This is a genomic window from Cellulosimicrobium sp. JZ28, from assembly GCF_015327065.1.
Classification (GTDB): Bacteria; Actinomycetota; Actinomycetes; order Actinomycetales; family Cellulomonadaceae; genus Cellulosimicrobium; species Cellulosimicrobium funkei.
The window spans coordinates 859,070-873,089 of sequence record NZ_CP017660.1 but is presented as its reverse complement, the minus strand read 5'-3'; the positions used below and the strand labels follow the sequence as shown (position 1 = coordinate 873,089).

Here is a 14,020-nt window from a genome sequence, read left to right as displayed (position 1 = left end):
CGCCGGCTCAGTCGGCGACCAGCAGCGCCTCGATCTCGGCCTCGCCCAGCAGGCGGCGCGGACGCACGGTCTCGTCGGACGCGACGTAGTAGAACGCGGCGTTCACCTTCTCGAGCGGCACCCCCGTCCAGCGCGACCACGCGAGCCGGTAGACCGCGAGCTGCACCTCGCGCACGCTGCGCGCCTCCGGGTCGGACGGCGCACGCCCCGTCTTCCAGTCGACGACCACGACGGCGTCGCGCGCCCCGCCCGCGTGCTCGGGGAGCTCGGGGAACACCGCGTCGATGCGCGACCGCAGGACCGTCGCCCCGACGGGCGTCTCGACGTCGACCTCGACCGCGACCGGTGTCCGCGTGGCCCACTCCGAGGACAGGAACGTCCGCTGGAGCGTCTCGAGGTCGGCGTCGGGGTCGAGGTCGTCGTCGTCCGCCCCGGGGAGGTCCTCGACGTCGAGCAGGGACGACGTCGTGAAGTAGCGCTCGGCCCACAGGTGGAACCGGGTACCCCGGCGCGCGTGGACCGTGGGCTCGACCGGGACCGGGCGGCGAAGGTGGAGCGCGTACTCGTCGCGGTCCGCCGCGAGCCGCACGAGGCTCGACGCCGAGACGTGCGCCGGCAGCTCGACCTCCCGGCCCGAGCGCTCGGCGCGCTCCGCGAGCAGGACGCGCGCGAGCGCGACGAGGTCGCGCCCCTCGGCATCGACGAGGACTCCCGAGGGCGCCGTGAGACCGGCGGGGCCGCCCGTGTCGTCCACGCTCCCCCGCCCGGGCACGGCGTCGACCGCCCCGGCCCCGGCGCGCGCGGCACGGTCCGCCGCGCCGCGTCCCGCCGCGTCAGGCTCGGCCGCCGCCCGCTCGGCCGCCGCACGCTCGACGGCCACCGCCGTGTCCCGCAGGACGGACCGCGCCGACCCGCCGGGAGCGTCGTCGGGCACGGGCCACGTCCCGGTCACCTCGACGTCCTCGAGCGGGTTGGAGTCGTCGGGGCCGGGCGGTGCCGACCACCCGTCGGCCGTCACGACCCCCGCCTCGACGAGCTCGACGAGGAACGGCGACAGCGCGCGCGGCCGGGAGCCCGTCTGCCACCAGGACGCCGTGAGGTACAGCTCGCGTCGCGCGCGCGTGAAGGCCACGTAGGCGAGCCGTCGCTCCTCGGCGAGCTGGTGCTCCCCGCTCGCCGCGCGGAACTCGTCGCGCCGCGCCACGAGCTCCTTCGTGTCCGCCGCGAGGTCGAAGCGGAACTCCGGCAGGTCGGCGGCGTCGCCGCGCAGCGGGTACGGGAGCTGGCTCACGTCGGTGAGCCAGCCGCTGTCCGCGCGCACGCCCGACGACGACTGCGCAGTGGTCGGGAACACGCCGTCCACGAGCCCGGGCACCACGACGACGTCCCACTCGAGACCCTTCGCGGCGTGCGCGGTGATGACCTGCACCGCGTCCGGGTCGGGCTCGCGCACGGGCAGGTCGAGCCCGTTCTCCCGGGTCGAGGCGACCCCGAGCCAGGCGAGGAACGCCCCGAGCGTCACGACGTCCGCCGTCTGCGTGAACGTCGCGGCGACGTCGCGGAACGCGTCGAGGTGCTCGCGGGCCCGGTCGCTCACGGCCTCCGGGTCGACGAGCCGCCGCGACGCGAGCAGCGCCTCGTTCGTCACGGCCTCGACGTCGAGCCCCAGGGCCCGCTCCGCCTCGACGACGAGCTCCGGGAGCGACAGGTAGGTGAGACCGCGCAGCGCGCGCAGGGTCCGGGAGAGCGCGGAGAGCCGCGCGTGGCCCTCCGCGGAGAGCGTGCGGCCGTCCGCCGCGGGCTCGCCCGGCTCCGGGAGGTCGTCGAGCGCGTCGACGATCGAGCGGTGGTCGGCCACGTCGCCCTCGACGACCACGAGCCCCGACTCGGCGTCCTCCGCGGCGGGCGCACGACGGCGCGAGCCGAGCGCGCCCTCGAGCCGCGCGAGGTCCGCCGCGCGGCTCCCGAGCGCGTGCAGGTCGGCGGCGCCGAGGTTGAGCCGTGGCCCGGTGAGGAGACGCACGAGCGCGTCGCCGCGCGAGGGGTCGTGCACGGCCTCGAGCAGCGCGACGACGTCGACGACCTCGGGCGTCGTGAGCAGCCCGCCGAGGCCGACGACCTCCACGGGGAGCCCGCGCCGCCGCAGCGCGACCTCGACCGCCGCGAACTGGCTGCGCTTGCGGCACAGCACGGCCGCGGTGACGCGCCCGCCCGGCGCGCTCGCCGGGCGCCAACGCGCGGCGACGCGCTCGGCCACGGCCGCGGCCTCCTCCTCGGCGGTCGCCGCCACGTGCGCGGCCACCGCGCCCGGGCCCGCGCCGGGACGCAGCGCGAGCGGCGGCACCTCGACCCGGTCGCCCCGGCCGCCGGCGACGGCACCGCGCAGCGGACCGGCCGTGACGTTCGCCGCCGCGAGGACGGCGGCGTCGTTGCGCCACGACGTCGAGAGGAAGCGCACGGCCGAGCTGTCGCCGCCCGCGCGCGGGAAGCGGTCGGGGAACCGCGCGAGGCCGCCCGCGCTCGCGCCGCGCCACCCGTAGATCGACTGGTGCGGGTCGCCCACGGCCGTCACGGGGTGCCCGCCGCCGAACAGCCCCGCGAGGAGCTCGACCTGCGCGTGCGACGTGTCCTGGTACTCGTCCAGGAGGACGACGCGGAAGCGGGCGCGCTCGGTCTCCCCCACCACGGGCACCTCGCGCGCGAGCCGCGCCGCGAGCGCCACCTGGTCGCCGAAGTCGAGGGAGTCGGTCGCGCGCTTGCGGCGGCGGTACTCCGCGACGACGTCGAGCAGCCGGACCCTTTCCGCGACGTCGCCGACGAGCTTCTCGACCTCCTTGGTCCGGGCCTTCTGCCGCGGCCCGAGCGGGAGCGCGTCGAGCTGCTCGACGATCTCGGCCAGGCGGTCCCGCGCCTCAACGGGGTCGAGGAGGTGCTCGCCGAGCGCGCCGGAGAGGCCGAGCACCGCCGCGACGACCGTGCTCAGCGCGCGGTCGGTGCCCAGGTCGTCGTCCCAGGACTCCACGACCTCGGACGCGAGCTGCCACTGCTGCGCCTCCCCGAGAAGGCGGGCCCCAGGCTCGACGCCGACGCGCAGCCCGTGGTCGCCGACGAGCGACGCGGCGTACGCGTTGTACGTCGCGACGGTCGGCCGGTCGAGCAACGAGAGCGCCGACGCCGCCCCGCCCCGGGCGCGCGCGAGCTGGGCGAGCCGCACCTGGACGCGCTCCGCGAGCTCGCCCGCCGCCTTGCGCGTGAACGTGAGGCCCAGCACCGCGTCCGGCGGGACGAGCTCGTTCGCGATGAGCCAGACGACACGCGCCGCCATCGTCTCCGTCTTGCCCGAGCCGGCCCCGGCGACGACGAGCGTCGGCTCGAGCGGCGCCTCGATCACCTCGACCTGCTCCGGGGTCGGGCGGGGACGTCCGAGGAGGTCGGCGATCCGCGTCGCGGAGAGCGTCGGCTGCGGCGCCTCCGCCGCCCGGTGCCCGTCGCCCGGGGCGTCGGCGCTCTCGACCGGGAGGCCGTCGGCCGCGACGAGGCGCACCGTCGGCCCGCTCGCGCCCGCCTCCGGGAGCTCGAACAGCTCGCTGCTCACGCCACCACCCTCCTGCCCTCGGGCTGCACCGGGCACGCCCGGCGCACGGGGCACATCTCGCACAGCCCGTTCTGGCGGGCGGTGAACGTCGCCGCCGACATGGTGCCGGCGGCCTCCTCCACGAGGTCGCGCGCCCAGCTCGACCCGTCGGGCTCCGGCTCCAGCGCGGGCTGCGCCACGACGGCGGGGCCCACATGGGTGCTCCCGACGTAGACGAGCTGCGCGCCCGCGCTGCGCGTGCCCTCCGGCACGTCCAGCGCGCCCGCCTCGACCGCGAGCTGGTAGGCACCGAGCTGGGGATGCTCCGCGCCCTCCGCCTTCGTCGCGGTGCGCCGACCGGTCTTGAGGTCGACGACGCGGACCGAGCCCTCCCCCGCTGCCTCGACCCGGTCGATCGTGCCGCGCAGCCGGGCGCGGCCGACGGTGACGTCGAACGACGGCTCGACGAGGAGCGGCTCGCCCGCCTGCGCGACGTAGGCCGCGAGCTTCTCGACCATGCGCTCGGCCCGGCGCCGGAGCTGGCGCGCGGGCCAGCCGTCGGGCAGCGCGAGCTCCGCCCACCGGCGGTCGAGCTCCGCGCGCAGCTCGGCGAGCGACCCGGACGGGTGGGTCTCGGCGATCGAGTGGACGAGCGTGCCGAGGCTCTGGTGCGTCGCGTCGGGCGCCGTCCCGCCGGCCGCCTCGAGCGACCACCGCAGCGGGCAGGTCGAGACGGTCTCGACCTTCGAGGGCGACACCGTGACGGTCTCCTCCGCACCGCGCAGCGGCGCCGTGCTCGACACGCCCGCCACGCCGTACCACGTCTCCGGACGGGCCTCCGCGACGCCGAGCGCACCGAGGTCCGCCAGGAGGGTCGCCGCCGCGACGGCGCGTTCGTCCGGCCCGGACGCTCCGGCGCCGTCGACCTCGCGCGCCGCGGCCTCGACGAGGACGCCGCGGGCCGCGGCGACCAGCCCGCGCAGGTCGAGCGGCGCCCCGACGCGCACGTGCCGGCGCTCGGCGGGCTCGGCCGGCTCGCTCTGCCCGCCCCCGACGTCCGCGGACCCCGGGCCGACGGGTGCGCGTCCGACCGGCGCCGGACCGGAACTCGCCGCGGGACCGACGGGTACCGGGCCGGCGCCCGCCGCGGGTGCGCCCGGGCCGTCCTGGGGACCACGCCCGTCGGGACCGTCCGTGCCGTCGGGGCCCTCGGGCGCCGACGGCGGCACGACGAGGTCGCAGAACACCGACGGCGCCTCCTCGGCGTCCTGCACGGCCGTCACGACGAGGCGACGCGTCGCACGCGACGTCGCGACGACGAAGGCCCGCAGCTCGTCGGCGAGCACCTGGGCGCGCGCCTGCGAACCGACCCCGTGCGCGTCCTGGGCGCGGCCGGCGAGGAGCTCGACGAGCGCCTGCGAGCCGAGCAGCGAGTCGCGCAGCCGGAGGTCGGGCCACACGCCGTCCTGGACGCCCGCCACCACGACGACGTCCCACTCGCGCCCGGCCGCACCGGCCGGGGTGAGCGCCGCGACGGCGTCGGCCCCGCTCGCGCTCGCCGCGAGCGAGTCGGCGGGCAGGTCCTGCGAGGCGAGGTACTCGACGAACGCCCCGGCGGGCGCGCCCGGCATGCGGTCGACGAACGTCTCCGCGGCGCGGAACAGCGCGAGCACCGCGTCGAGGTCACGGTCCGCGCGCGCCCCGGCGGGGCCGCCGTCGAGCGCCGCCGAGCGCCAGCGCTCCGCGAGACCGGTCGCGGCCCACACCGCCCACAGGACCGTCTGCGCCGTCGCCCCGGGTTCGGCCGCCGCAGCCCGCCCCGCCGCGAGCGCCCGGGCGACCGCGACCGGCCCGCGGCGCACCGTGGGCGGGAGCGTCGCGGCGCGCGCCGGGTCGAGGAGCAGCTCGACGAGCAGCGCGTCGGACGAGCGCCCGCCCCCGCCCTCGAGCTCCTCGGCCCGCAGCGCGCGGCGCAGACGGCGCAGCGCGACGACGTCGAGCGCGCCCACGGGCGACGTGAGCAGCGCCGCCGCGGTGAACGGGTCGAGGGTCTCGCGGTCCTCCGCGTCGGCGACGCACACGCGCACGGCCGCGAGGAGCGGCGCGACCGCCGGCTCGTCGCGCAGCGGGACGTCGGAGCCGAGCAGCGTCACGGGGACCGAGGCGGCGACGAGCTCGCGGCGCAGCGCCGCGAGCCGCGTCCCCGTGCGCGCGACGACGGCCATCCGGTGCCAGGGGGTGCCGTGCAGCAGGTGCTCCGCACGCAGCTCCCGGGCGACGAACGCGGCCTCCTGCGCGACGGCCGAGAGCACCGCGACCTGCACGGGCGGGGCGCCGGGGCCGACGTCGGCCGCCTCGCCCGGACGCCCGTCGGCGGCGCGCGGCGCGGCGCCACGGTGCACCGCCCCGGCGACGGTGCCGACCTGCGCGGTCACGCGGCGGGTCACCTCGCGCAGCGGCGCGCTCTGGCGCCAGGCGGTGCCCAGCACGGCGACGCGCGCGCCCAGCTCGCCCCGGCGCGCGCCGTCCCGCCGTGCCGGGGCGGACGCCCGGCCCACGAGCCCCGGGCTCGCGCCGCGGAACGTCTGCACCGCGGCGTCGGGGTCGCCGAGCAGCACGAGGCGCGCGCCGTCGTCGTGCAGCACGTGCAGGAGGCGCGCGGTCGCGACCGTCGCCTCCTGGTAGTCGTCGACGACCACGAGGTCCCAGCGCGGCCGGGCGGCGTCGGGCACCTCGTCGTCCCAGGCGAGCAGGGCCTCCGCGGCCTCGTCGACGACGATCGCCGGGTCGAACCGCGACCCGGCGTCGGGCGTGCCCGTGCGCAGGGCGGTGACGTCGAGGTACTCCGCGAAGAGCTGGGCGCCGAGCGACCACTCCGGGCGGTCGTAGCGCTCGCCGAGGGCGGCGAGGTCGGCCGGGGTCAGGCCGCGCTCCGCCGCGCGCATGAGGAGGTCGCGGAGCTCCTGGCGCAGCCCCCGGAGACCGAGCGCCTCCTCGGGCAGGCCCGCGGGCAGCGCGAGCGGGGTGCCGAGGTGCGCGAGGCCGCCGTCGAGGTGGCCCTCCAGGAGCTCGGCGAGCACGAGGTCCTGCTCCGGGCCGGAGATCAGCGTGGGGGCGGGCTCGCCCAGCGCGGCCGCGCGCTCGCGCAGGACGGCGAAGGCCGCGGACGCGGCGGTGCGCACCAGAGGCGCGCCGACCGTGCGGCGCGCGCGGGCCGACAGGCGGTCACGGAGCGCGGCGGCGGCGCGGCGCGACGCGGCGAGGAGGAGCACGCGCTCGGGCGCGACGCCGTCGCGCAGGGCCGCGAGCACGACCTCCTGCGCGACGAGGGTCTTGCCCGTCCCGGGTGCGCCCACCACGAGGGTGGCCCCGGGGCCGGCCGCGGCGGCGAGCGCCGCGCGCTGGGAGTCGTCGAGCACCGCGTCGGCCTCGAGCTCGCGAGGCCGCGCGACGAGGCGGGGGGCGGTCGTCGTCCGGGGCACGGACCCGATCCCATCACGCGCCACCCACACCGTCGTGCGCCCGGCGTGGCGTGGCGCCGGGCGGTTACGGGACGGGCCAGCCGTTCGTCAGGCAGCCCTGGGCCGAGATGGACTGCTGGACCATCACCGGGGCGACGGCGCCCGGCGCGGGGCAGTCCTCGTGGCCGTGGCCGAGCACGTGCCCGACCTCGTGGTTGACGAGGTACTGCCGGTACGTGGCGAGGTCGTCGCCGAAGTCGGGCGCCCCGAGGACCCAGCGCTCGAAGTTCAGCACGGCAGCACCCGTGACCGAGTTCCCGCACGAGTAGCGGCTCTCGGTCGCCAGCGGGGCGCACAGGCGGTCGGTCGTCGCGGGGCTCGCGAGCACGACCCGGATCGACGCGTCCTCGGCCGCCGTCCGCGAGAACGTCACGCCGTCGGGGACCGACCAGCCGCGCGGGTCGTTGAGCGTCGTGAGCACCGCGGCGGCGAACACGTCGCCGTCGACGGGGAGCCCGGCCTCGACCTCGACCCGGACGGAACGGACGGTGCCCGTCCCGGGCGCGGGGCTCTCCCCCGGCACGACGACGAGCGAGCCGCCGAGGTCCGGCGCGACGACGACCGTCCCGAGCAGGCCGGAGCCCGGCTCCGCGACCGGGGCCTCGGGCGTCTCGACGGGTGCCGGCTCAGCGAGGGGCTCGGGCGCCGTCGTCGGGACGGGCTCGGGCGCGGTGACCGCGTCCGGGCGCGGCGCGATCGGGCCGAGGAGGCCCGGGCCCCGCTCGACGGCGCCCGCGCGCTCGACGGACGACCGGCTCACGGCCGCCGACTCGTCGCGCTCCGGGGCCGGCGGCTCCACGCGGACGTCTGCGGCGGGAGCGGCCGCGGTGCCCGCCGCCCCGCCCAGGTCCCAGACCTCCGCCGTCGCCGCACCGCCGCCGAGGCCGACGACGAGGCACGCGGCGACCGCGGCCCCGTGCCGCAGACCCGTCGCGCGACCCCCGGCACGGGCGGTCGAGAGGCGGTTCGGGGGGTATGTCTGTCGGGCACCCGCCCATCGTCCCACTCCTCGCGACGCGAGGTCGACACGAACCGCGGTTTCCGTATCCTCCCCCCATGGGAGCCACCGAGGGACGCACGCGCGGCGCGGCCGCCGCTCCCCCGGGACTGCGCACCCGGATGCCGCGCGACGAGCGCCGCGCGCAGCTCCTCACGATCGCCGAGGAGCTCTTCGCCTCCCACGGCTACCACCACATCTCGATGGACGACATCGCCGACCGTGCCGGGGTCGGCAAGCCCGTGCTGTACCGGCACTTCCCGTCGAAGCTCGACCTCTACCTCGCGATCGTCGACGACCAGGGCGAACGCCTCGTGGGAGCCGTACACGCGACGCTGGACCCGTTCCGCGAGCCCGCGCCGGGGAACCGCGCGGGCGACCTCGACGCCCTCGCGGTCGACGGGCTCGCCGTGATCGAGGGCATCGTGCGGGCCTACGTCGCCTACGCGCGCGCGGCGGGCCGCTCGGCCGCGCTGCTCTTCGAGTCCGACGTCATGCGGGACCCGGTCGTCCGGGCGCGCGTGCTCGCGCCGGACACGACGATCGCCGGCGCGTTCGCCGACGTGCTCGTGCGCATCACGGACCTCGACGCCGACGAGGCGCTCGTCGTCGCCCGGACGTGCACCGCCGTCGGGCGGGCCGCCGCGACGGAGGTCGTGCGCCCGGACGGCGGCGCGACGGCCGACGACGTCACCCGGCTCGTGCCGCGCCTCGTGTGGCGCGGGGTGCGCGGCATGCTGCGGCGGCCGCTGTCGGGCGCCCCCAGCGCGCCCGGCGGGTCGGCGACGGGAATCTGACTACTATCGATCGCGTTGTCGCCGGTGGGACGCCCGCCGGCGGCCCGAGGCCCGTCGTCGCTGCGCCTGGCGCAGCCGCTGTGAGGAGAGCTGAGTGGAAGTCACGATCGGTGTGCAGAACCTGGCCCGTGAGATCGTCGTCGACACGGACCTGACCGCCGAGGCCGTGGCCACGGCGGTCGCCGACGCGCTCGGCGGCGCCCCCGCCCTCGAGCTCACCGACTCGCGCGGTCGCCGCGTGATCGTCCCGACGGCGTCGCTCGGCTACGTCGAGATCGGCACCGAGGAGCAGCGCCGGGTCGGTTTCGGCTCGCTCTGAGCCTGCAGGTCCGAGCGTCGGGCGACCCTCGGGGCCCCGACCGTCACGTGCCGCCGTCGCGCCCCCGGGCGCGGCGGCGGCTTCGTCATGCCGCGAGGCCCAGGCGGTCCATCCGCCGGGAGTGCTCCGCCGTGAGGCGCGCGAACACCCAGGACTGCGTCGCGGGCGCGGGCCCGCTCCCGCCGCCGGCGGCGACCGGCTCGGCCCCCGCCGCCACGAGCCGGGCGAGCGCGGGACGCCTGGACAGCACGTCGCCGACGACGCCGAGCGCCTCCCCGACGAGGCGCCGACCCCACAGCGCGAGGCGCGACGCGAGCACCGGATCCTCGGCGGCGACCTCGGCGATGACCGGGGCGTAGCGCTGCGACGGGGTGTCGTGCGTGAGCGCCTCCACGACGACGTCGCGCGAGCGCTCGTCGAGACCCTGGGCCGCGAGGAGGCAGAAGTCGTCCGCGACGCCCTGGCCCACGTAGCCCTTGAGGATGCCCTCCCACCACGTGCTGGGCTTCGTGCGCGCGTCGAAGTCGTCGAACAGGCCGTCGAACGGGCTCATGCAGTCCGCCGGGTCGCCGCCCAGCTCCTCGACGCGCACGAGCACGCGCTCCTGCCGGTCGAGCATCGCGGCCGCGAGGCGGGACAGGGCCTGGCGCTGGCGCAGCGTGGGCGCGTGCGCGGCGTCGCCCGCGAGGCGCCCGAAGCTCGCGAGCTCGGTGTACGCGACGAGGCCGAGCAGCTCCACCGCGTCGGTGTGGTCCGCCGGGGGCAGGGTCGTGGGGCTCGCGTGCTCGGCGTCGCTCATCGGGCCAGGATAGTTCTCCGATATCATGGCCGACGTACATCGGTTGCCCGGTCGTCCAGACCTCACGCTCGTCACGCGTACGACGACGGCACGGCACGGTCCGCAGCGCGGGCCTGGCCACGACATCCCACGATCGGCTGCCGGCCACGAGGTGCGCACGACCGCGACCGGGAACCTCCCCGGCTCCGGGCCCCGACGGCCCGCCGACGGTCGCGCGTGCCCGAACGAGACAGAGGCACCAGTGACCACCACAGACGCCACCACCACCGACGCGACGCCGGACGTGAGCGCGGACGCGACGTCCGTCGCCGCGAGCGTCCACGCGGATAACACGACCTTCGCGGACTTCGGCGTGCGCCAGGAGATCGTCGACGCGCTCTCCGACGCGGGCATCGTCCAGCCCTTCCCCATCCAGGCGATGACGCTCCCCGTCGCCATGTCCGGCCACGACATCATCGGCCAGGCCAAGACCGGCACCGGCAAGACCCTCGGCTTCGGCGTGCCGCTGCTGCACCGCGTCGTCGCCCCGGGCGAGCCCGGCTTCGACGAGCTGCCCTCCCCCGGCAAGCCGCAGGCGCTCGTCGTCGTCCCGACGCGCGAGCTCGCCGTCCAGGTCGCGAACGACCTCACCACGGCCTCGAAGCGCCGCTCGGTGCGCATCGTCCAGCTCTACGGCGGTCGCGCCTACGAGCCGCAGGTCGAGGCGCTGACGCGCGGCGTCGAGGTCGTCGTCGGGACGCCCGGCCGCATGATCGACCTGATGAACCAGGGCCACCTCAACCTCACGCGCGCCGCGACCGTGGTCCTCGACGAGGCGGACGAGATGCTCGATCTCGGGTTCCTCCCGGACGTCGAGAAGATCCTGGCGCGCACGCCCGCGCAGCGGCACACGATGCTCTTCTCGGCGACGATGCCGGGCGCCGTCGTCTCGATGGCGCGCCGCTACATGAAGCAGCCGACGCACATCCGCGCGAACGACCCGGACGACGGCGGCCAGACGGTCAAGAACATCGAGCAGGTCGTCTACCGCGCGCACGCGCTGGACAAGGTCGAGATGCTCGCGCGCATCCTCCAGGCCGAGGGTCGCGGGCGCACGATCGTGTTCGCGCGGACCAAGCGGACCGCGGCGAAGGTCGCGGACGAGCTCGTGGACCGCGGCTTCGCGGCCGGCTCGATCCACGGCGACCTGGGCCAGGGCGCGCGCGAGCAGGCGCTGCGCGCGTTCCGCAACGGCAAGATCGACGTGCTCGTCGCGACCGACGTCGCGGCGCGCGGCATCGACGTCGAGGACGTCACGCACGTCGTGAACTACCAGTGCCCCGAGGACGAGAAGACGTACCTGCACCGCACCGGCCGCACCGGTCGTGCGGGCAACAAGGGCACCGCGGTGACGTTCGTCGACTGGGACGACATCCCCCGCTGGTCGCTCATCGACAAGGCGCTCGACCTCGGCATCCCCGAGCCGGTCGAGACGTACTCGAGCTCGCCGCACCTGTACACCGACCTGCACATCCCCGAGGGCACGAAGGGCCGCCTCCCCAAGGAGCGCCGCACGCTCGCGGGGCTCGAGGCGGAGGAGATCGAGGACCTCGGCGAGACCGGCAAGCGGCACACGCCCGCGGGCGGGTCGCGCGGTCGCCAGGGCGGCCGGTCCGACGGCGGCCGTGGCCGCTCCGAGGGCGAGCGGGGCCGGTCCGGGGGCCAGGGCCGCTCGGGCGGGCGTCGCGGCGAGACCGAGCGCACGGGCGGTCGTGCCGAGGGCGAGCGCACCGAGGCGGCCGAGGGCGCCCCGGCGACCGAGGGCGGCGAGCGCCGCCGTCGGTCGCGCAGCCGTCGCCGCACGCGCGGCGGCCGCCCGGTCGAGCAGCAGGGCGGCGGCGCCGAGGCGACCGCCCAGCCCGCCGAGTAGTCGCTCCACGGCCCGACGCCGGACCCCGGGTCGCGCCCTCACGGTCACCAGACCGTGGGGGACGCGACCCGGGGTCCGTCGCGTCCGGGGTCAGTGCACGTGCGCGTCGCGCCCGGCGAACCACACCGCGGCGCCCTGGACGGCCGCCGCGGCGACGAGGAGCAGGAGCGGGAGGGTCCACGCGCCGGTGACGTCGTGCGCGAGCCCGAGGCCGAGCGGGCCGGTCGCGGCGAGCAGGTAGCCGGCGCTCTGCGCCATGCCGGAGAGCTCGGACGTGTGCGCGGCGTCGCGCGCCCGCAGCGCCATGAGGGTGAGCGCGAGGCTGATCCCGCCGCCCTGCCCGAGGCCGACGAGCACGACCCAGAGCGCCGCTGCGCCGGGCGCGACGGCGAGCCCGAGCAGCCCCGAGCCGACGAGGACCACGAGCACGAGGCCGATTCCGCGCTGGCGCGGCATGCGCCCGGCGAGGACCGGGGTCACGAACGAGCCGACGATCCCCGCGAGGTTGCACAGCGCGAGGAGCCAGCCGCCCGCCTCCGGCGTCCGTCCGAGCGCGACCATGATCTCGGGCAGCCAGGCGTTGACCGCGTAGAACGACAGCGACTGCATGCCCATGACGACGGTGACCGCCCAGGCGAGCGGGGAACGCCACACCGCCGACCGCGCGGCGGCCGGTCCCGTGCCGGGTCCGAACGCCACCGTGCCGGCGGGGTCGGGCCGCAGCGCGGGCGGCACCCAGACGATCGCCCCGAGCACGGCGAGGACGCCCCAGGTCGCGAGCGCGCCGCGCCAGTCGAGGCCGGCCGCGGACGCGACGGGCAGGGTCAGGCCCGCCGCGAGCGCCGCCCCGCCGGAGAGCGCCATCGAGTAGAGGCCGGTCATGAGACCGATGCGGTCGGCGAAGTCGCGCTTGATGAGCGCGGGCAGCAGCACGTTCCCGAGCCCGATCGCGCACCCCGCGACGACCGTCCCGGCGAACAGCCCCGCGGTCGAGGGCACGAGGCGCAGCCCGAAGCCGACGCACAGCAGCACGAGGCTCACGAAGAGCGCGCGCTCGAGCCCCCAGCGCCGCGCGAGCACGGGTGCGAGCGGCGCGAGGAGCCCGAAGCACAGGACGGGGAGCGTCGTGAGCACGCCCGCCGCGGTCGCGCTGAGGCCCAGGTCCGAGCGGATCTCGCCGAGCACGGGCGAGATCGCGACCACGGCCGGCCGGAGGTTGAGCGCCGCGAGGACGATCGCGACGACGGCGGCCAGCCCCAGCGGACGGCGCAGCCCGCTCACGCCTCGACCTCGCCGGAGGCGTCGGTGTCGGCGTCGGCACGACCGGGACCGTCCGCGGCGGCCTCGACGAGCTGCGCCCGCACGGCGTCGATCGTCGCCACGACGGCGGCCTCGGCCGCCTCGGCGTCGCCCGCCCGGACCGCCGCGACGACCTCCTCGTGACCGGGGACGTCGCGGTGGTGCCGGCGCTGCCCGCCGGCCGGGAGCGTGCGGACGAGCGCGTGGTCGAGCCCGTCGTAGAGGTCGGCCAGCAGGGGGTTGCCCGCGGCGCGCACGACCTCGCCGTGGAAGGCGACGTCGGCGGCCTGGAAAGCCTGCTCGTCCCCGTCGCGCGCCGCGACCTGGGCGGCGAGCGCCGCGTCGAGTCGGTGGAGCGCGACGGTGTCAGCCCGCCCGGCGGCGGCGCGCGCCGCGCCGCGCTCGAGGATCTCGCGCACCTCGAGCACGTGGAGCGCGTCCGTGGTGCGGGCCCGCCGGGTCAGGGCAGCGTCGAGCCCGTCGGCCGCGCGCACGTACGTGCCGTCGCCGCGCCGCGGCTCGAGGATCCCGGCGTGCTCGAGCGCGCGCACGGCCTCGCGCACGGTGTTGCGCCCGACGCCGAGCTCGGCGACGAGCTCCGGCTCGGCCGGGATGCGGGTGCCGACGGGCCACTCCCCGCGCTCGACGCGCTGCATGAGCCGTTCGACGACGAGCTCCGACACCTTGCGGGGAGGACTGATCGGCTGGTTCACCGAAAGAACCTAACATCCCCTGTTTGCCTCGGGGTTCGCGACGGGCGTACGGGGTCCCGCGTACGGGGGTTGACCAGCGCGCGGGACCGCGA

General features: G+C 77.5%; 9 protein-coding genes. 3 read left to right on the top strand and 6 right to left on the bottom strand.

The window, feature by feature from the left end:
* Positions 1-7: 7 nt before the first annotated feature.
* The 3 genes from BJP59_RS03875 to BJP59_RS03865 all read right to left on the bottom strand — a co-directional run bounded on the left by BJP59_RS03875 (position 8) and on the right by BJP59_RS03865 (position 7,894).
* Positions 8-3,595 carry an ATP-dependent DNA helicase gene (locus BJP59_RS03875; RefSeq protein ID WP_336244602.1) on the bottom strand — a complete coding sequence of 1,196 codons (3,588 nt, stop codon included), beginning with the start codon at positions 3,593-3,595 and terminating at the stop codon, positions 8-10.
* Entirely contained in the window at positions 3,592-7,056 is a 3,465-nt protein-coding gene (locus BJP59_RS03870; RefSeq protein WP_336244601.1) for a PD-(D/E)XK nuclease family protein, read from the bottom strand. Before BJP59_RS03870 ends, BJP59_RS03875 begins: the two co-directional genes overlap by 4 nt.
* A 64-nt stretch (positions 7,057-7,120) precedes the next feature.
* A complete protein-coding gene (locus BJP59_RS03865; RefSeq protein WP_228485257.1) occupies positions 7,121-7,894 on the bottom strand; it encodes a DUF3152 domain-containing protein in 774 nt (257 codons plus the stop codon).
* Between the two features lie 257 nt (positions 7,895-8,151).
* Between BJP59_RS03865 and BJP59_RS03860 the strand changes: the two genes are divergently transcribed.
* Together BJP59_RS03860 and BJP59_RS03855 are read left to right on the top strand one after the other, a co-directional pair.
* Complete coding sequence (locus BJP59_RS03860; protein ID WP_086148870.1) at positions 8,152-8,889, top strand: TetR/AcrR family transcriptional regulator; 738 nt, start codon at positions 8,152-8,154, stop codon at positions 8,887-8,889.
* Between the two features lie 94 nt (positions 8,890-8,983).
* A complete protein-coding gene (locus tag BJP59_RS03855; protein ID WP_034654117.1) occupies positions 8,984-9,208 on the top strand; it encodes a DUF3107 domain-containing protein in 225 nt (74 codons plus the stop codon).
* 85 nt (positions 9,209-9,293) lie between these two features.
* On the opposite strand, the gene BJP59_RS03850 is transcribed toward BJP59_RS03855, so the two are convergent.
* On the bottom strand, positions 9,294-10,007 hold the full coding sequence (locus tag BJP59_RS03850) for a ferritin-like fold-containing protein (RefSeq protein WP_061266904.1): 714 nt from the start codon (positions 10,005-10,007) through the stop codon (positions 9,294-9,296).
* Positions 10,008-10,248: 241 nt separating this feature from the next.
* Between BJP59_RS03850 and BJP59_RS03845 the strand changes: the two genes are divergently transcribed.
* Positions 10,249-11,916 carry a DEAD/DEAH box helicase gene (locus BJP59_RS03845; protein ID WP_168944665.1) on the top strand — a complete coding sequence of 556 codons (1,668 nt, stop codon included), beginning with the start codon at positions 10,249-10,251 and terminating at the stop codon, positions 11,914-11,916.
* Between the two features lie 90 nt (positions 11,917-12,006).
* On the opposite strand, the gene BJP59_RS03840 is transcribed toward BJP59_RS03845, so the two are convergent.
* A complete protein-coding gene (locus BJP59_RS03840; RefSeq protein WP_194522235.1) occupies positions 12,007-13,197 on the bottom strand; it encodes a CynX/NimT family MFS transporter in 1,191 nt (396 codons plus the stop codon).
* The gene (locus BJP59_RS03835) at positions 13,194-13,928 is read right to left on the bottom strand and encodes a FadR/GntR family transcriptional regulator (RefSeq protein ID WP_194522234.1); all 735 of its coding nucleotides are present in this window, start codon (positions 13,926-13,928) and stop codon (positions 13,194-13,196) included. Before BJP59_RS03835 ends, BJP59_RS03840 begins: the two co-directional genes overlap by 4 nt.
* Positions 13,929-14,020: the final 92 nt, after the last annotated feature.